The organism is Mobiluncus mulieris (genome assembly GCF_014204735.1).
GTDB classification, from domain to species: domain Bacteria; phylum Actinomycetota; class Actinomycetes; order Actinomycetales; family Actinomycetaceae; genus Mobiluncus; species Mobiluncus mulieris.
The window spans coordinates 803,037-825,538 of sequence record NZ_JACHMA010000001.1 but is presented as its reverse complement, the minus strand read 5'-3'; the positions used below and the strand labels follow the sequence as shown (position 1 = coordinate 825,538).

General features: G+C 55.7%; 21 protein-coding genes. 13 read left to right on the top strand and 8 right to left on the bottom strand.

Annotated elements, in window-relative coordinates; genetic code table 11:
• Positions 1–117 precede the first annotated feature (117 nt).
• From F4555_RS03755 to F4555_RS03735, 5 genes are all read left to right on the top strand, one after another.
• The gene (locus F4555_RS03755; protein ID WP_231282786.1) at positions 118–843 is read left to right on the top strand and encodes a DUF4191 domain-containing protein; all 726 of its coding nucleotides are present in this window, start codon (positions 118–120) and stop codon (positions 841–843) included.
• Positions 844–949: 106 nt separating this feature from the next.
• On the top strand, positions 950–1,894 hold the full coding sequence (locus F4555_RS03750) for a transporter substrate-binding domain-containing protein (RefSeq protein ID WP_004014906.1): 945 nt from the start codon (positions 950–952) through the stop codon (positions 1,892–1,894).
• Between the two features lie 61 nt (positions 1,895–1,955).
• The gene (locus F4555_RS03745) at positions 1,956–2,864 is read left to right on the top strand and encodes an amino acid ABC transporter permease (protein WP_004012524.1); all 909 of its coding nucleotides are present in this window, start codon (positions 1,956–1,958) and stop codon (positions 2,862–2,864) included.
• On the top strand, positions 2,861–3,727 hold the full coding sequence (locus tag F4555_RS03740; protein WP_004014904.1) for an amino acid ABC transporter ATP-binding protein: 867 nt from the start codon (positions 2,861–2,863) through the stop codon (positions 3,725–3,727). Before F4555_RS03745 ends, F4555_RS03740 begins: the two co-directional genes overlap by 4 nt.
• Positions 3,728–3,801: 74 nt before the next feature.
• The gene (locus tag F4555_RS03735; protein ID WP_036383906.1) at positions 3,802–4,299 is read left to right on the top strand and encodes a DUF4190 domain-containing protein; all 498 of its coding nucleotides are present in this window, start codon (positions 3,802–3,804) and stop codon (positions 4,297–4,299) included.
• An 83-nt stretch (positions 4,300–4,382) separates the two neighbouring features.
• On the opposite strand, the gene F4555_RS03730 is transcribed toward F4555_RS03735, so the two are convergent.
• The 5 genes from F4555_RS03730 to glgA all read right to left on the bottom strand — a co-directional run bounded on the left by F4555_RS03730 (position 4,383) and on the right by glgA (position 11,914).
• Positions 4,383–5,087, bottom strand: a complete 705-nt coding sequence (locus tag F4555_RS03730) for a histidine phosphatase family protein (protein ID WP_004012527.1) — start codon at positions 5,085–5,087, stop codon at positions 4,383–4,385.
• A gap of 100 nt (positions 5,088–5,187) precedes the next feature.
• Positions 5,188–8,454: a bifunctional [glutamine synthetase] adenylyltransferase/[glutamine synthetase]-adenylyl-L-tyrosine phosphorylase gene (locus F4555_RS03725; RefSeq protein ID WP_004014901.1), complete on the bottom strand. Its 3,267-nt coding sequence runs from the start codon at positions 8,452–8,454 to the stop codon at positions 5,188–5,190.
• 12 nt (positions 8,455–8,466) lie between these two features.
• Complete coding sequence (locus F4555_RS03720; protein WP_004012529.1) at positions 8,467–9,810, bottom strand: glutamine synthetase family protein; 1,344 nt, start codon at positions 9,808–9,810, stop codon at positions 8,467–8,469.
• A gap of 89 nt (positions 9,811–9,899) precedes the next feature.
• The gene (locus tag F4555_RS03715; protein WP_004016899.1) at positions 9,900–10,688 is read right to left on the bottom strand and encodes an ABC transporter ATP-binding protein; all 789 of its coding nucleotides are present in this window, start codon (positions 10,686–10,688) and stop codon (positions 9,900–9,902) included.
• Positions 10,688–11,914, bottom strand: a complete 1,227-nt coding sequence (gene glgA / locus F4555_RS03710) for a glycogen synthase (protein ID WP_004012532.1) — start codon at positions 11,912–11,914, stop codon at positions 10,688–10,690. Before glgA ends, F4555_RS03715 begins: the two co-directional genes overlap by 1 nt.
• A gap of 139 nt (positions 11,915–12,053) precedes the next feature.
• Between glgA and glgC the strand changes: the two genes are divergently transcribed.
• The 5 genes from glgC to F4555_RS03685 all read left to right on the top strand — a co-directional run bounded on the left by glgC (position 12,054) and on the right by F4555_RS03685 (position 16,715).
• Positions 12,054–13,292 carry a glucose-1-phosphate adenylyltransferase gene (gene glgC, locus F4555_RS03705; RefSeq protein ID WP_004014899.1) on the top strand — a complete coding sequence of 413 codons (1,239 nt, stop codon included), beginning with the start codon at positions 12,054–12,056 and terminating at the stop codon, positions 13,290–13,292.
• A gap of 10 nt (positions 13,293–13,302) precedes the next feature.
• Entirely contained in the window at positions 13,303–14,352 is a 1,050-nt protein-coding gene (gene serB / locus F4555_RS03700) for a phosphoserine phosphatase SerB (protein WP_255312910.1), read from the top strand.
• 82 nt (positions 14,353–14,434) lie between these two features.
• A complete protein-coding gene (locus F4555_RS03695; protein ID WP_211579579.1) occupies positions 14,435–14,953 on the top strand; it encodes a thiamine pyrophosphate-dependent enzyme in 519 nt (172 codons plus the stop codon).
• A gap of 163 nt (positions 14,954–15,116) precedes the next feature.
• Positions 15,117–15,452: a helix-turn-helix domain-containing protein gene (locus F4555_RS03690; RefSeq protein ID WP_004014897.1), complete on the top strand. Its 336-nt coding sequence runs from the start codon at positions 15,117–15,119 to the stop codon at positions 15,450–15,452.
• A 15-nt stretch (positions 15,453–15,467) separates the two neighbouring features.
• Positions 15,468–16,715 (top strand): type II toxin-antitoxin system HipA family toxin, encoded by a 1,248-nt coding sequence (locus tag F4555_RS03685; protein ID WP_004014896.1) that lies wholly within the window; start codon positions 15,468–15,470, stop codon positions 16,713–16,715.
• Between the two features lie 725 nt (positions 16,716–17,440).
• On the opposite strand, the gene F4555_RS03680 is transcribed toward F4555_RS03685, so the two are convergent.
• From F4555_RS03680 to ahpC, 3 genes are all read right to left on the bottom strand, one after another.
• The gene (locus F4555_RS03680; RefSeq protein ID WP_004016904.1) at positions 17,441–18,385 is read right to left on the bottom strand and encodes a hydrogen peroxide-inducible genes activator; all 945 of its coding nucleotides are present in this window, start codon (positions 18,383–18,385) and stop codon (positions 17,441–17,443) included.
• Positions 18,386–18,412: 27 nt separating this feature from the next.
• Positions 18,413–20,086, bottom strand: a complete 1,674-nt coding sequence (ahpF, locus tag F4555_RS03675; protein WP_004016905.1) for an alkyl hydroperoxide reductase subunit F — start codon at positions 20,084–20,086, stop codon at positions 18,413–18,415.
• Between the two features lie 111 nt (positions 20,087–20,197).
• Positions 20,198–20,761, bottom strand: a complete 564-nt coding sequence (gene ahpC / locus F4555_RS03670; protein ID WP_004014892.1) for an alkyl hydroperoxide reductase subunit C — start codon at positions 20,759–20,761, stop codon at positions 20,198–20,200.
• Positions 20,762–21,026: 265 nt separating this feature from the next.
• Here ahpC and msrB point away from each other — a divergent pair, with 265 nt between their 5' ends.
• The 3 genes from msrB to F4555_RS03655 are packed head-to-tail and all read left to right on the top strand — an operon-like array spanning position 21,027 to position 22,359.
• Positions 21,027–21,428 carry a peptide-methionine (R)-S-oxide reductase MsrB gene (msrB, locus tag F4555_RS03665; RefSeq protein ID WP_004012543.1) on the top strand — a complete coding sequence of 134 codons (402 nt, stop codon included), beginning with the start codon at positions 21,027–21,029 and terminating at the stop codon, positions 21,426–21,428.
• A gap of 17 nt (positions 21,429–21,445) precedes the next feature.
• The gene (locus tag F4555_RS03660) at positions 21,446–21,988 is read left to right on the top strand and encodes an AAA family ATPase (protein ID WP_103759011.1); all 543 of its coding nucleotides are present in this window, start codon (positions 21,446–21,448) and stop codon (positions 21,986–21,988) included.
• The gene (locus tag F4555_RS03655; RefSeq protein WP_103759010.1) at positions 21,940–22,359 is read left to right on the top strand and encodes a DUF234 domain-containing protein; all 420 of its coding nucleotides are present in this window, start codon (positions 21,940–21,942) and stop codon (positions 22,357–22,359) included. Before F4555_RS03660 ends, F4555_RS03655 begins: the two co-directional genes overlap by 49 nt.
• The last annotated feature ends 143 nt before the right edge of the window (positions 22,360–22,502 follow it).

Here is a 22,502-nt window from a genome sequence, read left to right as displayed (position 1 = left end):
ATATATCGCAAATCAGCATCTAACACCAGTAGTTTTTTACAGCCTGTGGAAAACTCTTTTTTCGCCAGTTACCGCAAAGGTTTCGACCTGACACGTTTTGCGCATAAGATAGGCGTGATGGCTAAGAAAACTGAGAAACCCGCAACGGGGAGCTCCAAAGGTTCCTCGACCGGTAAAAAACGCAATTTCATCCAGAATCTCAAGGATTCCTACACGATTGTAAAGCGCAGCTTTCCCTGGGTGACCTGGGCAATCTTGGGAACCCTCGTGGTGGTGATAGGCGCCAACGTGGTCTATATGATTTTGACCAAATCTTGGATTTGGGGGGCAATCACTATCGTGATGTTGTTGATATTGGTGCCGATGGCCTGGTTGTCGCTGCTGATTTCCAAGGCCATGTTGCGCCAGATTGAGAGGGTGAAAGGCTCGGTTGGGGCACTGTCTCAGATTATTCGCCGCTCTTGGGTGCCAGAAACCGAGCCAGTGGCTTTCAATAAGGAACAAGACCTGGTGTGGCGCTTTGTCGGTCCGCAAGGAATTTTGCTAATCAGCGAAGGCCCGCACAGCCGCGTGGCTAAATTACTTGCCGACGAGACGAAAAAGACTGCTCGGGTGGCTTCCCAGGTGCCCATTCACACGATTGAATGTGGTTTCGATGACGGCCAGGTGCGTCTAGAAAAAGTGTTGAAAACTGCATATAAATTCCCCAAGGCACTGTCTCGCAATGAGGTTCCGGCCGTAGTGAAGCGGCTGAAGGCCTTGCATCGTAAGGACGGCTTACCTATCCCCAAGGGGATTGATCCCACCAAGATTCGACCCAATCGTCGGGCTTTATACGGCTAGATTTCTTGCCTCAGTGGGTTCATGAGGGGACAGTCTTAAAATTTGCATAATTTTTCATATCGTTGTAAATTTATACTCGTAAATGTTAGCGATATAAGGAGACATCATGCAAAAACTCGTCATCACCGCCGCTATTGCTGCCTGTGCCCTAGCCCTGACCGCTTGCGGAACGCCAGCCAGCGACACTGGAAAGCCCGGCGACTCCAAGGATTCTGCTGGCCAAAGCCCGACTGCCACCACCGAAGAATTCGATTTTTCGACAATCAAACCCGACCCGGAAGTCGTCAAACTAGTTCCCAAAGATGTCAAGGAACGTGATGTCTTGCGCAACGGGGCATCCACCGACTACGCCCCCTTGGAAATGCTCAAAGAGGATGGCACCACCCCCACCGGTGCCGAAGTGGACTTAACTAAAGCCATTGCTCTGACAATGGGACTCAAAGACGGTACTACCACCACCGAAACTTTCGCCGCCCTACTGCCGAAGGTCGGTTCCACCTATGATATTGGTGCCTCCGGTTTTACTGTTACCGCCGAACGTATCAAGACCTATGACATGTTGGCTTTCAAAAACATGGGAACCCTGTTTGCTGTCAAGAAGGGCAATCCCAGCGGTTTCAACCCCGACGACCCCTGCGGGGCTACCGTTGGGGTACAGACCGGTTCCTACCAAGAAGAAGACGTCTTACCCCGGCTGAACAAGGAATGCCTCGCGGCCGGCAAACCCGAAATCAAGATTCAAAAAGAAGACCTGGTGAATATGGTTATCCCCAAGGTGATTTCAGGACAATACGATGCCGTTATCGCCGATGACCCGGTTACGGCCTACAACGTCAAGAAAGCCGAAGGACAGCTTGAAACTGTCGGGAAAATCTTTGACACCACTCCCCTGGCAATAGTGGTGAATAAGAAGAACCAGGATTTATCCAAGGCAGTAAAGGCTGCGATGGATTCTCTGATGAAATCCGGTAAATTCAAGGAAATCATGGCCGTGTATGGCGCGGATGGCGACATATACCCCGAAGTCAAGCTGAACCCTGACACGAAATAAAGACCCGGACGCAAGAGACTTTACGCCTGTTTAGACTGGCACCTCATGAAAAGAAACGATTATGAGTGACATACTGGAACGCAACCACCCACGCCCGGTTTTCCGGCCGGGGCGCCTCATCAGTGTCGTCCTGGTAGCAGCGCTAGTGGTGCTGATTATCAACTCGCTGATTACCAACCCAAACTATCACTGGGACAAGGTGTGGGAATATCTGTTTCATCCCACGATAATTCGCGGTATCGGCTTCACCCTGGTGCTGACAGTGGCGGCGATGTTCATCGGGGTGGTGTTGGCCGTGACCATGGCGATTATGCGTCAATCCCCCAACCCGGTGCTGAAATCCGTGGCCTGGTTCTATATCTGGTTCTTCCGGGGCACCCCGATTTACACCCAGCTGATTTTCTGGGGACTGCTGCCCACGCTCTATCCCTTCGTTGGAGTGGGAGTGTTTAAAATCGACATAAACGTCGTGTGGAATGTGCTGTGGGCAGCCATCCTGGGGCTGGGCTTGAATGAAGGAGCCTATCTGGCCGAGATTGTGCGCGCCGGGCTGAACTCGGTCGACCCAGGGCAGTGGGAAGCCGCCACCGCCCTGGGTATGAAACGCAGCCTGATTATGCGCCGCATTATCTTGCCCCAAGCCATGCGTGTGATTGTGCCCCCCACCGGTAACGAGACAATTTCCATGTTGAAAACCACTTCCTTGGTTTCAGCAATACCTTTCACGATGGAGCTGACTTTCGCTGCCCAAGCCCTGGGACGCCAGATTTTCATGCCAGTGCCGATGCTGATTAGCGCCGCGATTTGGTATTTGGTGGTGACCTCGATTTTGATGGTCGGTCAGTTCTATCTCGAAAAACACTTCGGTAAAGGATTCAACCACGGCGGCTCTGCTCGCGTGAAACGCCGCGTGAAAGAATCAGATCGAACCCAGGCTAATCCCGGAGCATTTTTGGATGTGACACCATGAGTAAAAATACTAAGACAATACCGGTACCACCCGATGTGGCTGACACGATGGTTTCCCTTAGGGGGGTACACAAGTACTTTGGACATTTACACGTTCTTAAGGGAGTTGACCTCGACATTCGCAAAGGCGAGGTTTGCGTGTTGATTGGACCGAGCGGATCGGGGAAATCCACGGTGCTGCGCTGTATTAACCAGCTGGAGGAAATCAGCGCAGGTCGAATTTACTTCGATGGGCAACTATTAGGTTTAAAAGAAACCCCAGCGCCAAGTTCGGCCTGGCAACTGTATTGGTGTCAACGTACCGGGGCTTTGACCGGGCATGACACGGTTTTACATCAGCTTCCTGACAAGGTGATTTCCACCCAGCGGGAACGCATCGGCATGGTGTTCCAACGTTTCAACCTGTTCCCACACAAAACTGCCCTAGAAAATGTGATGGAGGCACCGGTTCATGTAGCCGGGATTGACCGAACTACAGCACGAAAAGAAGCCCTGGATTTGTTGGCGCAAGTAGGTTTGGCTGACCGCCTAAACCACTATCCTGCCCAGCTTTCCGGTGGCCAGCAGCAGCGCGTGGCGATTGCCAGGGCTTTGGCAATGAAACCTGAGCTGATGCTCTTCGACGAACCAACTTCTGCGCTGGATCCGGAACTGGTAGGGGAAGTACTGCAAGTAATGAAGGATTTGGCACACAGGGGTATGACCATGATGGTGGTCACCCACGAGATTGGTTTTGCCCGGGAGGTCGGACATAAGGTCGCCTTTATGGATGGCGGCCAGATTATCGAAATGGGCTCCCCCACGGAAGTGCTAGATCACCCCCAGGAAGCCCGCACCCAAGAGTTTATTTCTAAAGTGCTGTAGCCTGTTCCCGGTAGTTACTGTTACACTCTTAAGTAATAGAATGAGTAAAATCTACCTGAGCTGGAGGTTTGTTAATGTCTAATGAGAATCCTTTCGCATCCCCAACCCCTGGTGCCCCAGTGGATAATGGTGGCACTTCGGATATTTCCCAACCCCAACAGTACAACCCCGTGGGACAAAGTTTTCCTACCGCGCCAGTACAACCGGGCACCAGCACCCCGACGATGATGACTGGAGTCCAGAAAACCACAAATGGTCTGGCGGTCTCCTCGCTAGTGCTGGGGATTACGAGCATACTCATTCCCTACTTGGGGATATTGCTCGGGCTGATTGGTGGCATTCTGGGCGGAATAAGCATCTCTAAAATTACGAAGAATCCCGGATATCCCGGCAAAACCATGTCAATTGTTGGCACTGTTCTGTCCGTGATTGGTTTCATCCTCTGGGTCGCGATTACTGCATTCGTGGTGTGGACAATTTTGCAATTCGCACAGGCGGTCAGCGATCCCTCGTCTATCTCCGATCCCGAAATCGCTAAACAAATAGAACAGTGGAAAGAAAGCCAACAGTAAACGACTGCTTTCTCTCAAAACATGGTAACGGTGACTCCGCTTATGCGAGGTCACCGTTTTATCATCTCTAGTGTTAGAACTTGTTAGTGATAAATCATACTTTCGAGAATCTCGCGGGTTTCCTTAGAGGTGCGCAAGGTGGTATCCCCGGGGATTACCGGCCAAGATTCGGGCGTCTGGTCGGACCACAGTTTCAAGTCCCACCCGGCCTCCGGATTACCTTCCGCCACAGTCATCGAGGCATTTTGGCAGGGGAACTGGGCAATCAGCTCGTAGGTCAAGCCCCGCAGCCGCTGCACTCCCCACACGCGCATAATGGCACCGTGAATTACCGCCACTACCGTGGCATCATCAGCTAAGCCTTCGGTCAGTCGCGCAATCCCCCGATCGAAACGCGCCAGGGTTTCGGTACCGTTTTCCGCTCCCGGCATACGTCGTTCCATGTCCTGACCCGTAGCCCAGGCCACGGCGGTATGCAGATACACATCGGTATATTCCTTGGCGGTTTCCATCTCCATGTCTCCGGCCAGAACTTCACGCAAATCCTCGTCTGGTACTACCTCAAGACCGTAGTGTTTGGCCAGGGGGGCAGCGGTTTCCTGGGCGCGTCCAATAAAGGAAGCGTGTATCCGCGCGGGTTTCACCCCCACCAGACGCTCGTATTTCTCTGGCAGCGCGGCGGCTTGCGCTAGTCCAGTTTCGTTTAGAGGTGCCCCGGGATAGGCCGTGTCCAGTGCTCCCGTCAGGTTCGAGTTGGTTTGTCCGTGCCGTATCAGTACCAGCCGCATCTGTTCTCCGTTTCATGAGGTGCTTGTCGAATACCCCCTAAGGTTACCGAGATGCCATCCTGGTCTCAAGTAAGTAAATACTTGACAGGGAATTTGGGGTTTATTCATAAAACACCTTTTCCACCACGGCACGAGCCAACCGGGCGGTGCGCATCCAGTCCTCCAGGAGGTCTTGCTGGAAGCCTTCAGGATAACCCAACAGGGCAGCGGTGGTGACTAGCAACCTGTCGGTGGCCACCACGTCGAGTTTCTTACCGCTGGTACGCCCCGAACCCAGCACATTCGCCGCCCGGATTTTCGAGGCCAACAGCCACGCTTCGTCTAGAATCTGGGCATCCGGCGGAGCGACTATCCCCGCAGCACAGGCGGCTTGCAAGCCTTGCCGGGTCGAGGTGGTGCGCAAGGTGGGATGGTCTTTCGCGAAACACAGTTGCAACAGCTGCACCACCCATTCCACATCTGATAATCCCCCCGGCCCCAGTTTCACTTGACGTGAGGCCAGTGAGCCGACCGAACGGGAGCGAGTGACACCAAAAGTCTGGGTGCCGAGCCGTTCGCTTTCCATCCGGGCTTTAAGCCGACGGATGGATTTAATTTCCTTTTCATCCGGAGGTTGCTCGTAGCGAAAGGGATTAATGATTTCTTGAAAGCGGATTTTTAGCTCCGCGCTGCCCACAATCGGATTGGCTCGCAACAGAGCCTGGCGCTCCCAGATTTCAGCCCAGCGCGCCATGTAATCACCCAAAGTGTCGAGGTCTTTGGCGGCCGGCCCGGCCTTCCCTTCGGGGCGTAAATCCGTGTCCACCACCCACGATCCGAGTTCCACTCCCCCCAGGATTTCTCGAATCATCGCCACGATTTGCTGGGCTTCCATGGCCGCCGCCGGGACGGCCTCAGGGTTGGAATCGTGGGGCTGATAGTAAAACACCACATCCGCATCGGTGGGATAGCCGCTCTCACCCCCACCGAAACGTCCCATCGCTACTATCAAGTACTGGGCATATTTACCACAAGTAGCCAAGCCTTGGACTGGCACCTCATGAACCCCGGGGTCACCCCCAGAGGAAACCGCACCCGATGCCGGCACCGCACCAGCTCCCGTACCGAGGCGACGTAAAGCCAAATCCAGGGCACCAGCCAACACAGCCTCGCCCACTGCCCCCAGCCGCAGCGAAACCCGCAGCGGGTCGATTCCCCCCAACACATCCACGATGGCACAACGCAGCAATTCCCGCCCGCGAATATCGCGCAAACGCTGGGCACAAAGACCCGGGTCAGCCTGGCGTTCGAAGGACGCTAGGATCTCGGTCTCGAGTTCTTCGCGGCTGCGCAATGCCAGTTCCACGTCATCATCCAGCCAGGCCACCGCCTCGGGATTCTCCGGCAAAAGCCCAGCCACCAGCGGCGAAGACGACAACAAAGTCGTCAAGCGTTTCGCAGCCGTCCCGGAATCCCGCAACAGGCGCAGATACCAGTGAGTATCCCCCAAAGCCTCGGAAACCTGACGGAAAGCCAGCAAACCATCATCGGGATTCACCCCATCGGCGAACCAGCCCAGCAAGACGGGCAGCAGTTGCCGTTGAATCGCGGCGCGACGAGTCACCCCCTGAGTTAAAGCCTCGATGTGTCCCAAGGCGCGCAACGGATCACGGTAACCAATCGCCTTTAGCCGGGAAGCGGCGGCCTCGCGGTCTAAAGAAGCCTCGCCAGCACTGAGTTTCGCCAAGGCCGGCAGTAAGGGTCGGTAATAGATTTCCTCGTGCAGGGTGCGCACCCGGGCGCGCACCGTTTCCCACTCGGTCTTCAGCGCCAATTCAGCGACGAAACGTTCGGGATCAAGAGAATGCGCCACGCGCCGCAGCTCCATCCCCGTAGGAAACAAATGCGTCCGCCGCATCCGCCCCAACTGGGCGCGGTGTTCCAAAACTCGCAGAAAACGGTAGTGATTGGCCAGCTCCTCGCCTTGATCACGACCGATATACCCGCCAGACACTAAGACGCGCAAAGCCTCCAGGGTGGCGGCGACTCGGAGGCTTTCATCCACTCGACCGTGCACCAGTTGCAACAGTTGCACGGTGAATTCCACATCACGCAAACCCCCAACCCCAAGTTTGATTTCACGCCCCGCCTTTTTGGGATCGAGAAGTTTCTCGACCCGACGGCGCATCGCGCGAGTTTCCTCTACGAAGCCCTCGTGTTCCACGGCCTGCCACACGAAGGGTTGGATAGCCGCAAGATACGCCACCCCCAAAGCTCGGTCGCCGGCGGCGGGGCGAGCCTTCAGTAAGGCTTGGAATTCCCAAGCCTTCGCCCAGCGCTCGTAATACTCCCGGTGTGATTCCACGCCGCGCACCAAAGCACCATCCTTGCCTTCGGGACGCAGAGCCGTGTCCAACACCCACAGGGCAGGTTCCTCTAGGGTGGCCGAGCACAGCGAACCCAAAGCCACCGCCATGTCGGTGGCACGGCTCAAAACCTGGTGGGTGGCCAAGGATGAGGGTTGTCCCTCTCCGTTCCCCGATTCTCCACCAAAAACACGCGGCTCGGCAACATAAATCACGTCCACATCGGAGATATAGTTCAGCTCTCGCGCCCCGGCCTTCCCCATCGCAATCACGGTGAAAGCGACCTCGCCGTGAGGGTCGAGGTCGCGGCGCACCAGCGCCAGGGTGGCCTCCAAGGCCGCGTCCACCAAAGCAGAAATCGCGGTAGCGGTAGGTTCGAACTGGGTCTTTGCACTGGCCAGATTGTCGCGGGCTAAGTCTGCGGCCGCAATTTGCGCGAGATTCGCATAATAGGCACGGCGCAGTGCTAACACGTCCGCCGTTTCCCCCGCCACCCAACACGGGTTTTCCGCATCTCCCAGATTGCGCGCTGCCACCGCTTCTAGCAGCCGGTGCGAGAAGGTTTCAGGTTGCGGTTCGTCTTCCAACGTGGCAATCACCCCCGGGTGAGCCGCTAAATAGGTGCCGAAAAACTCGGAGTAGCCCAGCAGCCGCAAAGCCCGCGTGCCTATTCCTCGAAATTCGACCGATTCAACGGTGCCCTTACGCCTGGAATCCGAGATGGCACCTCGTGAAACCGTATCCCCCGCAACCGGCAAACCTGACGCAACCGAGGCACCCACTGTCGCAGACGCATCCGCCGCGCCTGACCCGCCTGAAGTGCCTGAAGTGCCCTCTAAAACCCGCGCCAAATTCAACAAAGCTAAATCCGGGTCGGCCACCCGTCCCAAGGATTCCACCAAAACCGGGATATCCAGCTCCGGACAGCGCGCCACAAGGTCTTCCAACAGGGTCTTGCCCCGGGAGACCTCGCGAATCCCCGCCGTCAAAAGCGCTGTGGTCAGCGAATATTCCCGCGCCATGGGCACCCCTGCCTATTGCAGATGCAACAACTGACGTCTTTCCTGCAAGGTTACCTGGTGGCGATAGTCCTCCCATTCGGCGTGACGCGCTCGCAACACGAAATCGAAGGCTTCCTCGCCTAAAACCATGGGCACCAACTCGGATTCCACCAGGTAATCCAGCGCATCCGCCAAGGAACGCGGCAACACCGGAATCCCGGCCGCGCGGCGCTCCGCATCACTCATTTGCCACACATTGTCTTCGGCTTCCTCGGGCAGCTCCAGGCGCTGTTCAATACCGCGCAGCCCGGCCTCGATGATCAAGGCGAAGGCCAGATACGGATTCAAAGAAGGATCCGGAGCGCGGTATTCCACCCGGGTGGAAGTGTGAATCCCCGGTTTGTGATCCGCCACGCGAATCAGCGCCCCGCGATTGTGATGTCCCCAACAAATAAACGCCGGTGCCTCGCTGCCGCCCCACAGGCGTTTATACGAATTCACATGCTGGTTGACCACCGCCGAAATCTCTTTGGCATAATGCAGCAGCCCCGCTGTAAATTGCCGCCCCACAATCGAAAGGTGATAGTCCGCCGCCGGGTCATAAAACGCATTGCGATTGCCTTCATGCAAAGAAAAATGCAGGTGCAAGCCGTTTCCGGGGTATTCAATCACGGGTTTGGGCATGAAAGTCGCCAACAATCCCTCGGCCAAAGCCATTTCTTCAACAATCGCCCGCAGGGTCACGAAGTTATCCGCACATGACAGGGCATCGACGGAACGCAGGTCAATCTCGTATTGTCCAGGTCCTATCTCGTGGTGGGTGAATTCCACGGAAATCCCCAGTTCCTCTAGGACTTGCACGGCGCGGCGACGGAATTCGTTACCGACCGAGCCTGACACGTGGTCGAAATAGCTCCCGTCGTCTATCGGAATCAGTTCTTCCTCCACCGAGGCGGGGGGTCGGAACAGATAAAACTCGATTTCGGGGTGAATATAGGGCACAAAGCCCAGCCGTTCCGCTCGTTCCATGGTTCGTTCCAGGATGTAGCGCGGGTCGGCGTGTGACTGGGTACCGTCGGGGTTGAATACGTCGCAAAACATGCGCCCCACAAAATCCGCAGAATTTTCCCCAATCGGGGGCACCACTTGGAAGGTGTTCGCGTCGGGAAACAGCAGCATATCCGATTCGCTGATACGCGTGAAGCCCTCGACCGAGGATCCGTCGAAGGCCACACCCTCGGTAAAAGCGCGCTCCAGTTCGCCAGGCGTGATGGTCACGGATTTCTGGATTCCTAGAATATCGACGAACACCAGGCGGACATGCCTCACGTCACGCTGGGCAACTTGGCGGATTACGTGTTCTTGTTGGGAGTCCATGTGTTTCCTTTCGGTGGTGTTTGGGGTTTTCGCCGGCTTGGTTGCGTTTTCCGCCTGGAGTTTTCTTCGGCTTCATGAGGTGCCAGCCCTCAAGCCGAGCTTAGTTTGGCACTGTAGCGTCCCCGGGATTGGGTTACGTCCAGTTGCAAATCATACATTTGGCTCAACACCGCGCTGGTCAACACCCGGTTTATTGGCCCGGCAGCAAAAACTTTCCCGTCTTTCAACGCCAAGACATGCGTAAATCCGGGCGGGATTTCTTCCAGGTGATGCGTCACCATCACCATCGCCGGAGACTTGGGGTCTCGAGCCAGTTCCGCTAGTCCCTCGAGCAGTAATTCCCGCCCCCCCAAATCCAAAGCCGCAGCCGGTTCATCTAGAATCAGCATCTCGGGGTCAATCATCAGAGCCCTGGCCACCATGACCCGTTGTTTTTCACCCTGGGACAGGGTGTCGAAACGACGCTGGCGCAGGGTGGTGACCTCGAACAGTTCCATCAGGGAGTCCGCCCTAATTCGATCAATGTCTTCGTAGGTTTCCCGTCCGGAAGCGGTCACTCCCCACACGGCGGAAAGCACCACTTGGGACACGGTTTCGGTGCCGGGAATCTGGGCGGCTAACGCTGGCGAGGAATACCCCACCCGCTGACGGATTTCCGCGACTTCCACCCGCCCCAGGGCTTCATCAAGAACCCGTACCGAGCCCTGGGAGGGGTAAATTCTCCCGGCCAGCATATCTACCAGAGTCGTTTTTCCCGCCCCGTTTGACCCCAGAATCACCCAGTGTTGTCCCAGGGAAATCGTCCAGTTTATGTTCTGGAGTATAGTGGTGTCCCCGCGCCACAAACTGACATTTTCACACTTGACTATTTCTGGCATCAGGAGCGTCCCGCGAGAATGCTTTCATACATGGACACCGTTTTATCCCCAATTGCTTCCCAGGTAAAATACTCGGAGGCACGTTTCTGGCCGGCCGCCCCAAACTTGGCAGCTCGGGCAGGGTTACGCAGCAGTTCATTGATGCGCTCGGCCATGTCGTGTTGGAATTTCTCGGGGTTAATTGGTGTGCCGGTGCCGTCATTGACCTGTTCCAGGGGCACCAGATAGCCGGTTTCCCCATCCACCACTACATCGGGAATCCCCCCGGTATCAGAGGCTACCACTGGCAGACCCACCGCCATCGCTTCGAGGTTCACTATCCCCAGGGGTTCGTAAACCGAGGGCGTAACAAACAGGGTAGCGCCACTAAGCAACGCCACCAGCTCCTGTCGATTCAGCTTGTCTGATATCCACACTACGCCTGGCATCTCGGCTTGCAGCTCATGAACTAGCCCCTCTACCTCGGTCATAATCTCTTTGGTGTCCGGTGCCCCGGCGCACAGGATTACCTGAGTGTCGCGTGGGACTTCCCGTAGGGCACGCAGCAAATGTGGTACGCCCTTTTGTCTAGTGATACGTCCGACAAAAGCAACGGTGGGGCGGCCTTCGGTCAGGCCATATTCAGCCCACACCTGGCGGCGATATTCGGCCGTCACTTTAGTGGCATCCCAAGAGGAAAGGTCGATTCCGTTGTGGATTACATGCACGTTTTCGGGGGAAACCGCTGGGTAGCACCGTAAAATGTCGTCCTTCATCGCCCGGGACACAGCCACGATTCCGTCGGCAGCCTCGTAAGCGGTTTTCTCGCACCAAGAGGACAGCCGGTATCCCCCACCCAGCTGTTCAGCCTTCCAGGGACGCAGCGGCTCCAGAGAGTGCGCGGTAATCACGAGGGGAATGTCATACATCAGCTTCGACCACAATCCCGCCATATTCGTGTACCAAGTGTGAGAGTGAACCAAATCCGCACCCTCAGCTTCAGTGACGAAACGCAAATCCATCCCTAAAGTGCGCAGCGCCGCATTGGCATCGTCCAGGCCGCCGGGATAGTCGTATCCGGTAACCCCCGTTTCCCCGCCGGGCTCACCAGGATTTCGCGGCCCGTCGAAACAGTGAACACGCACTTCAACGCGATTTCGCAGCACCTTTGCCAGTTCTTCCACATGTACCCCGGCACCGCCGTAAATGTGGGGCGGGTACTCTCGAGTCATCAGGTCAACACGCATTTTTACCCCTCGCAATCAGATATTTTAAACGCCTAGCTCAGTGCCACAGCTGCCCTCCCTCCTAACCTACCTTAAAAATAATTTAAATTTGGCTCGGAAAAGTCCCCAAAGTCCCGAAATTTTAACATATGCTAGGTTTGTGGCAAATCCTAAAGTACTCTCGATTATTTTGGCCGGGGGCGAAGGCAAACGCCTCATGCCCCTCACTGAGGATCGCGCTAAACCTGCGGTTCCTTTTGGCGGTCACTACCGCTTAATTGATTTCGCACTGTCTAATGTGGTCAACTCGGGTTACCACCGAGTGGTTGTGCTGACCCAGTACAAATCCCACTCCCTGGATCGGCATATTGCTACCGCGTGGCACATGTCGAATATCCTTGGCAACTACGTGGCTCCGGTTCCCGCCCAGCAGCGCACCGGAAAACACTGGTACATGGGGTCGGCTGATGCCATCTATCAGTCACTGAACATCATCAAGGATGATGACCCGGACTATGTGCTTATTATCGGGGCGGACAATATTTACCGCATGGATTTCTCCCAGATGGTCGACGCTCACATTGCTTCGGGGCTGCCCGCAACGGTGGCGGGGATTCGCCAGCCATTGGCACTGGCCTCGGCTTTCGGGGTGATTGAAGCCGACGAATCGGACAGGATTACCGCTTTCCGTGAAAAACCCCAGGATGCGGTGGGTTTGCCGGACGCACCCGACCAAGTACTAGCTTCGATGGGTAACTACGTGTTCACCACTAAGGCCTTGCTTGAGGCCATGGCGCAGGATGCCAAAAACGAGGATTCCAACCACGATATGGGTGGTGATATTGTGCCGTTTTTTGTCGAACACGGCGAAGCTAACTGTTATGACTTCATCAGGAACCAGGTTCCTGGTGCCACTGACCGTGACCGGGACTATTGGCGTGATGTCGGCACGATTGATGCCTATTTTGAGGCCTCGATGGATTTGATTTCGGTGCATCCCGTGTTCAACCTGTATAACCCGCGCTGGCCGATTATGACTAATACCGGCGGTCAGATGCCTCCGGCGAAGTTTGTTTACGGGGATGATTCCCGCATGGGGCACGCTATCGATTCCTTCGTGTCTAACGGCGTGATTATTTCGGGGGCGCGTTGTGTGCACTCAATCCTATCCCCTGGGGTGCGGCTGAATTCCTGGTCGCATGTGTCGGATTCAGTGTTGATGAATGGGGTGGTTTTGGCGCGTCGTGCTCGGGTGGATCGCGCGATTCTGGACAAGAATGTCTATGTGGGCGAGGGCGTCACCATCGGGGTTGACCTGGAAGCGGATCGTCGCCGTGGTTTCATAGTCAGCGACGGGGGCATCACCGTGGTTCCCAAGGGAACGCGGGTGGAAAACTAGAATAGTATCCGTGACTATATCTGTATCTGGCTTACTGCGTTTTACTTGTGCGTGGGACGGCAGTCGGGGTGGGGTGTCTCCGTCAGCCCCGTTGTTGTCTTCGGATTCTCCAGCTCTGTTATCCCCGTCGGTCTGGGCGCGTTTGGTTTCGCGCGTCACTGGTTTCGGGCTTCATGAGTTGCAAGTCGACCCCCCCGGCAAGGTCGGGGATGTGTGGCGTTGCTCGGTTTCAGCAATGGCGCCTCATGAAGTGGAACACGCCGCACGAAACCGCTGGACGAGAGACCTCGAAGCCGAGCTGGGGTCTGGCGACACGACCATTGACGACACAACTACCGGCGAGGGAACCCCAACAAGCTCGAATCGCCTTGCAGGTGGCGCCTCGGGATTCGCGGTGGCGGTGACAGTCGGGGAAATGGCTAGGTTAGGTCCGGCTTTAGTGGTGATGGATGCGGATTCGACCCTGTTTGCTGGCGAAGGCATCGACTTGGTGGCGGCTCAAGCCGGGGTTCAACAGCAGGTCGCGGCGATTACAGCGGCGGCGATGCGCGGGGAGCTGGATTTTGCGGCTTCGCTGCGTGCCCGGATGGGGGCTTTGGCGGGGCTGTCGGTGGACGTGTTGGAGGCGGTGCGTGAAGAATACGCGTTTTCACCAGGCGCCAGCCAGATGATTGCGGCTTTTCGTCGCAATGGCACCCGGCTCGGGGTGGTTAGCGGTGGTTTTGTTGAGCTGGTAGAGGAAAAGGCGCGGGCGGCCGGGGTGGATTACGTGCTGGCGAATCGTTTTGAGGTGGCCGGCGGGGTGCTAACGGGGCGACCTTTAGGCGAGATTGTCACTGCCGATTCCAAAGAACAAGCCTTGGCTGATTGGGCTGGACAGCTTGGTGTTCCGGTTGAGCGCTGCGTGGCAATGGGTGACGGGGCGAATGACCTGAAGATGGTGACCCGTGCCGGTTTGGGCATCGCTTTTTGTGCCAAGCCAGCGCTGGCTGATGTCGCCGATGCGCGCCTTCCCTTTCCGAATCTGGCGGCGGCGGCCGCACTGTTGCTACCCGCTTAGAGCGCGGATTTTTACCCCTTATTGCCGCGTACAACCGCCGGGTGGCATATCCGGAGCAACTGCCGAAACTGGTCGATGAGGCCTGCCAGGTGGGATTGGAGCGAAGAATACTTATCCCGACCGGCAAGTGTGGAACATCATTGGTGACGGGGCTTTTCCGATGACCTATCCCGATGTGGTTACTAATGTGCATCACAAACTGCCGGTGATAAACGTGGTGTTCACGAATCTGGAATACGCTTTCATCAAGAATAAGTACGAGAACACCAACAAGAACCTCTTTGGTACTGACTTCACCGATGTGGACTATGCCCAGATTAGCGAAGCCCAGGGAGCCAAGGGATTCACGGTCTCGCGGATTGAGGATATTGACCGGGTGATGCAGGAAGCCGTGGCCGCCAATAAAGCCGGTCATACCGTGGCTGTGGACTGCAAGATTACCACCGACCGCCCGATTCCGGTGGAAACCCTGAAACTGAATCCGAAGCTGTTCTCGGAGTCAGAAATCAGTGCCTACCGCGAGAAATACGAGGCCCAATACCTGGTTCCCTTCCGCGAATTCCTGGAAGCGGAAGGCCTGGAATCCCAGTACATCAAGTAAGCTCGGCGTGCCCGGGGCTGAGTCAACAGTTCCTTTACTTGTGTCCGTAACAAACATCACATATCAGGCTTTTATAATACAAACCCCAAGTTTTAATGCAATACTTTGATAGTATCAAGCGTGTGAATAATAGAGTATTGCATGGAGTCGGGGGTGGTGCCTTATGGGGCGACATAAACCGATAACGGAAGCGGCAACGAAGGATGCGCTGGCGATTCTGGGTGGCCAGGTGCGCACCGCGCGAACGAACCAACAGTGGTCACGCGCCCAGTTGGCGGCCTTGGCGGGATGTTCGCCGCGCACGATTGCTTCGCTGGAAACCGGCTCGCCCACGGTTAGTATCGGCACTGCCATTGAGGTGATGCGGGTGTTGGGGATTCCGCTGTTCGGCACCGATGACCCGGTGAGCTTGGCACGCCTAAAGGCATCCACAGAGCGCTACGTAGCCTTGCTGCCGGCGCGGGTACATGCGAAAACAAAACTCGACAACGACTTCTAAGGCCAGGTGATGGGAATGGCGGCGCAATCGATAGCAGTGTGGGTGTGGCTTACGGGTGCCACGCGGCCGGTGGTGGCAGGTAGGCTCGCTCCCAGCCCAGAGGGACGCTACAGCTTTGTTTATGGCAAAAGCTATCTGGATCACCCGCTGGCTTATGCCTTGCAACCGGGATTGCCGCTAGAAGAAAGGGAGTTCATTGCCCCACCGGGCTTGGAAATGCACGGAGTGTTTCGGGATGCGCTGCCTGATGGATGGGGGCAAAACGTGATTGACTACCAGCACGGTGGTCAGCCGCAATCCTTGGAAACCTATATGTTGGAATCGGGGTCGAACCGGTTTGGGAACCTGGATTTTCAAGCTTCGCTCAGCCAATATGTGCCCCGCCTGGAAGATACTGATGTGCAGGCTTTGGAGGCTGATATTCAGTTGCTGCTGTCCCAGCGCCGGCTTTCCCGCGCGGCTGGGCTGGCGTTGGTGCATGGGACTTCGATTGGGGGCGCGAAGCCGAAAATCGCTACTGCCCGCGAGATTATCAAGCTATCTACCAGCGATACGGGGATGTCTATTCGACGCGAGGCGTTCGCGACTTTGCTGGCCACGCGAATGGGTGTGGAGGCTGCGAAAGTTCGTCTGACCAGTCTGAATGGCAGGGATGCCTTGGTGGTGCAGCGGTTTGATCGCGATGCGACGGGCGGGCGGATTCCGGTGCTGTCTTTGCTGACTCTTTCCGGGGAATCAGAGCTGACCGCACGTTACACCTCGTATCGACAGTTGTATTCCCAACTGGTGCAACACGGCGGCGGGGTCAGCGACGGTGCCGGTGGTGTTAGCGACACTGGTGATTTCGGGAACTCAGTGGGGGAAAAGATTTTCCGGCGTATTGCCGCCAATATTATGCTGGGGAATAACGACGACCACGCCCGCAACCACGCTGTATTTTGGGATGGGGCGCATATGCGTCTGACCCCAGCTTTCGACATCGAACCGGTGCGCGGCGCAAGTTGGGATTCCAACCAGGCCATCAGTTTCGGCGCAGATGGCCAACGAGAATCGCGCCTCGACGTGTTGATTGCAGCGTCTTGCTGCTACGGGTTATCCAAGGCTGACGGGCAACACATTATAGAGCAAATACTGGCAGCGGCTCGCGACGCTTTTACCGAGGTGTTCGATGAAACCGAACTGAGCCCCGAGCTGACCGCCGGGATGTTTCACCCCTCAATCTGGGAAAACCACCCGCTGCCCTCCCCCGCAACAGATTCCTAAATGTCCGTGGATGTTTAGCTGCGCGAGAGCCGGGGATCGAACGCACACATAGTCCTGTGACCTGGGATTTCGCTTGAGGAGGTTTACAATGCGTTTCGTTAAATGTCTGCGGGTGGGGTTACCCCCAAGTTTCGTGGTACAAACAATATGAAGTACGCCGGTAACTTGCAATTCACACCTATCTGTAGTATAGCGATGGGCGTGGGCATTAACAATGCATCACAACGACTGTGGTTGTGGTGACTAGCCATAAGGAAAATCTTATGAAAAGGAAGCATATTACCACACTTTTATCCACATTTGTTGCAGCAAGTTTGACTTTTCTGCCAGCGTCATCAGTCGCCACCGCTTCCGAATGGGAGACAAAAAAAGAAACGATATGCGAGACGCTTGAAGTGGCCAATTGCGCAGAAACTGTGGACTACAATCCCGCTCCGATAGTCATAGAGGGGGTTCAATGCGCGTGAAAGACGGCCTGGAACATCATGCGATATCGGGCACACTCGCTGGTGCTAAAAACCGGTATCAAACCAAAGACTGGTGGCCATACCATGACATGTATCTTAATTGGGGTTCTAGCTGATGGAGTTGTACTCATTCCAAGCGGACTGTGTTTTTTTGCTTGCGCCGCGTTTACCGTATTCCTTTCTATAGTACGCGATACAATTAATAGCACAGCTAACAATGAAGTTCTTCACATTTAACTAATGTTACATTCTTTCAAATCACGAGTTGGATAAAGTGATTGTATTCATCTGATATGTCCGCAGTGGAGCCGTAGCACTAGGTGTGAAAGCGCGGCGTATCAGGGCGGCGAAATCCTCCAATACGGGGTTCAAGCCGCTGCTGGTTCGCCAAAACAGGCTGATGTCGCGCCCGGGTTTCGGGTCGGCGAACTCGCGCAATACCATTCCCTCCGGTTGGTCAATCGGAGGGCAAGCAGCCAGGCGCGGGACTAGAGTGACGGCTTCACCCAAGGCCACCAAATACCGCAATGTTTCCAGGGAAGTTGCCGCGAATTGGGAAGACAGCGCGCCCGCCGCGCGGCAAACCTCTTCGGTTTGCCCCCGCAAACAGTGATCTTGGTTCACTAGAGTCAAAGTGGTTTCTTTCAAATCCTCCATATGCACTTCCCCAGGCTGCTCTAACTCGCTACCAGCAGGCACCGCCAGTAAGAAATCCTCGCGGAACAAAGGTACCTGGGTGACACCCCGATGCTCGAAGGGCTCGGCCAAAAGAATCGCATCCACTTCTCCACCGATCAGATTCTCTTTCAACACTGGGGAACGGCATTCCACAAAACGCATCCGCAAACGCGGACGCTCCCGACGCAGCAGCGGCAACAAATGCGCCAGAAAATACTGGCACAGCGTCGGGAAAATTCCCAAAGTAATCTCACTGGCTCCCGAGTCGGCTTGAGCCGCAGCGGCATGTTCCAAGTCAGAAGCCGCTAACACAATGTCCTCGGCTCGTTTCGCCACTTCTTTACCCACCGGGGTGAGAATCAACTTCTGGGTGGAGCGTTCCACTAAACTGGCACCCAAGTCTTGCTCCAAGCGTTTAACCTGGGTCGAGAGCGTGGGTTGACTCACCCCCATCCGGGCGGCAGCTTTCGTGAAGCTTCCTTCCTCAACTAGCGCTACGAAATACGCTAAATCCTTCAGATTCATGCTTTGCCTCAGTCAATATTCCCGCGCCTAGGATGCTTTCTGGAGCGCACCGCTACGAATCAGGTATTCAAACGCTCCCAGAGCCGCCCCCACCCCGGAACCCTGGGCGATCAGAATCTGTTTATAGGGCTGATTGGTGCAATCCCCCGCCGCATAAACCCTGGGAACACTGGTGGCTCCCCGATTGTCGGTCACGATTTGTCCCCATTGGTTTAACTCCACCACGCCTTCCAGCCACTGCGTATTAGGACGCATCCCAATTTGGATAAACACCCCGTCCAGTTCCAAGGTTTTCATCGTTTCCGAGTGGTGATCCCGATAGTTCAGCCCGGTCACCCGCTTGCCATCACCAAAAATCTCGGTGATTTGTGCCCCGGTGATTACATCGATATTGTCCCGGCGGCGCAGTTCGTCGACCAGCACTTGATCGGCCTTGAGCTCATCACGGAACTCCACCACGGTGACGTGCGCCGCAATTGGGGTCAGGTCAATCGCAGCTTCCACTCCGGAATTACCGCCCCCAACCACCGCTAGTTTCTTACCTTTGAACAGCGGACCGTCACAGTGCGGGCAAAACGACACCCCTCGGTTGCGGTATTCCTCTTCGCCTGGCACACCCAGGGTTCTCCACCCGGAACCGGTGGCGATAATCAGCGTTTTTGTTTCCAAGTTCGCGCCTCGGTTTGTCACGATTTTCAGCAAGCCCCTCATGAACCCGGAGCCACCCGAGCTATCCCCCTTACCAGCCACCAGCTGCACAGCCAGTTGCGGAATAAACAAATCCACCGGGTAGCTGCCCAGATGTTGATAAAAATCTCGCGCCAAATCCTTGCCGGTGGTTTGTACCCGCGACACGTAGTTTTCAATCACGTCAGTGTCCAGAATTTGGCCACCACGCCGATCCGTGACCAGCCCAGTGCGAATCCCTTTGCATGCCGTGTAAATCGCGGCGGTAACCGCTGCCGGGTCACCCCCAACCACCAGCACCTCGTAGGGTTCAACCGCCGATGGATTCTCGACGGCGTTTGATGTTGCAGGGAGGGCAGGCTGACCCGGTTCGTCTGAGATTCCGGCGGGTTTCGACACGCCGGCCGGCAATTTTTTTTCTGCCCCACCCAAAAGACCGATGAAGTCGTCCAGTTCCCCCAATCCCGACCAGATAATTTCCTCGCCTTCCACCACGGCCGGCACACTCATAATCCCCAGTTCTTCGACTTCATCTTGGAACGCCGCGCCGTCCACAACCAGGTGTTCCACCTTGGGGTTGATAATCGAGATGGTATTTAGGGATTGCACCACATCCGGGCATTTTGCGCATCCTAGCGACATATAGGTGCGCAGTTGGTGAGCCGGCAACGCTTCGATGGCTTCGCGTTGCGTGTCGCTAATCTTGGCGGGATGTCCCCCGACCTGCAGCAAGGCCAGCACCAGCGAAGAGAATTCGTGTCCCAATGGCACTCCGGCGAAACGCACTTTGACGGTGGGGTCTCCCGCACGGCGAATCGCGAAGGACGGGCGCAGTTCATAGTCTGCCTCGTCTACAGTGACCTGCCCATTTAGCTCTGCGATTTCGTGCAGCAAAGCCAGCATCTTGGTCGAGGTTTCGCTGTCGTTCCGGGCAGCGACCAGCTCGATGGGTTCACGCACTTTCGTCAATAACTCGCGCAACTGGGCGGTAAGCTTGTCATCTAGGATTGTCATCGGATTATTCACTCGCTTCGTTTTGGTTGGGGACGGTTAGCTTCATTGTTTCGGCGGGGTTTGGGTTTGGGGCGGATTCATGAGGTGCCAGCCCTATTGTCAACCTAAAGCCTAAATTTTGCCAACCAAATCCAAGAACGGAGCCAAGGTGTCTGCGCCTTCTTCCCACTTGGCGGGACAGACTTCACCGGGATGGGCGGCAATGTACTGGGCGGCTTTAACCTTTCGCACCAATTCTTCGGCGTTGCGTCCCACTCCTTCCGAAGTGCATTCGAAGAACTGAATGATACCTTGGGGGTCTAACAGGAAAGTAGCGCGGTCGGCCAGACCTTGCCCGCTGCGCAGGCACTGGAAGTTTGTGGATATCTGCCCGGAAGGGTCGGCCAGCATGTAGTACTGGATTTTTCCGATGGCCTCGGAGGTATCGTGCCAAGCCTTGTGCACGAAGTGGGTGTCGGTGGAAACGGAGAAGACTTCCACGCCGAGCTTTTGCAGTTCCCCGTAGTGCTCGGCCAGGTCACTGAGCTCCGTGGGGCAAACGAACGAGAAATCCGCCGAATAAAAGAAGAATATTGCCCACTTTCCCAGCACGTCTTCGTGGCTGACTTCTAGGAATTTACCGTCTTTGTAGGCTTGGGTTTTGAATTCTTGGAGTTGGGTGTTCATCAGGTTCATTGGTACTTTACCTCCTTGTAGTACGAAGTGCCGCTGGATACACACGGCCAACACGAACTATTATAGTCAGTACCTATGAATTTTTTCAACATTTATATCTTATATTTATCACTTCGGCACCCCCAACTTCCTGGCTGGTATCGAAATTCCTGTTATATTCCAACACAGTGCGAGTTTTCCTGATAGTGAAGCTCCGCAACGTAAAAGCTGACAAGCGCCTCAAACTGTTGCAGAATTACCTTAACACCTAACGAAAGGAAACTATATGACTCAGTTTCAACTCAGCGAGTCCGAATGGAAAAAACGTCTTTCGCCAGCGGCTTTTCACGTTTTACGTGAGGCTGGAACGGAAGCACCGGGCAGTGGGGAGCTGCTCTACGAAACTAACACTGGAATTTACAAATGCGGCGCCTGTGGGCAAGATTTGTTTGATTCCAACACCAAATTCGACTCTGGTTGTGGCTGGCCGAGTTTCTTTGAGGCTAAAGCCGGAGCCACGGAAACCCGCACCGACACCACGCACGGCATGATTCGCACCGAAGTACGCTGCTCCAACTGTGGTTCCCACCTGGGACATGTTTTCCCCGACGCACCCCAGACCCCCACTGGGAACCGATATTGCATGAATTCGGTGGCTCTAAGTTTCCAACAAGATAAAGCTTCCTGAGACGCTTCCACCGCTTCATGCCACGGGAATCCGAGGACGCTGCGCTGCTCTACGCGGCTACTGGCGGGGTCGCGGAATACTTGGATTTCGTGGACACTTCCGCCTCCGCTGAGGAAAATCTGATACGTCTGTTCTTCGAGCCCAATGGCCGGCTGGTAGAGGAACCCGATAACCTGCTGAAACAGAAGTTGCGCGAGCCAAAACGCTACAGCACTATCCTCGCTGCCATCACCTCGGGAGCCTCGAAAAACAATCAAATTGCCACGAAAACCGGGATTTCTAGCGGCGCGTTAACCAACTATCTGGAGGCGCTGATTGACTTGGGTATTGTCTCGCGCGAGTCTCCGTGGGTGGCTCCGGGTGGGCGTGGTGCGATGGGTGCTGGAGTTCGGTTTCACGAGGTGCCAGTCCGGGTGGCGGACGCGGCGGACGAAACACGATTTACCGAATTCAAGATGGCTGTTTCTGGTTCTGGTACCGCTTCGTGTGGCCGAGCCTCTCCCCTATTGAGATGTATACCGGACGTGCCGCCTTCCAGGCAACAGTGGCCCCGGAACTGAACAGTTTTATGGGCTTGGGTTTTGAGCAAATCGTGGCCGACCTGTTCGACCGTGCCAATACTGCGGGCGAGCTCGCAGAGTCCTATCCCACCCGAGGCCGCTGGTGGGGCACTGACCCCGACACTCGCCAAGCCGAAGAAATCGACCTGGTAGCCGGGTCGAAAACCACCACCCTGTTCATGGAAGCCAAGTGGGTCAACCGCCCCATCGGCCTGGATGTCCTGGAAACACTGGAGCGCCGCAGCACCCTCGTGCCCACGCCTAGAAAGCGCCAGAAACATTACGCCATCTACGCCAAACAAGGCTTCACCCCCGAGCTTGTTGCCCTTGCCGAAAAACGCCCCGACCTCGCGCTCTACAGTTTCCTCTAACAGCACTAACAAACCTTAGATTCAAGTTCGGGTTGCGATGGTTGGTGGTTGGCTTCATTTTCCCATGCCTGATGGCGGTCGTAATCGTGCTTCTTGGAACAGGCGTTTGAAACGCGGGCTAGACTGTAGCCTAGTGGATAGAG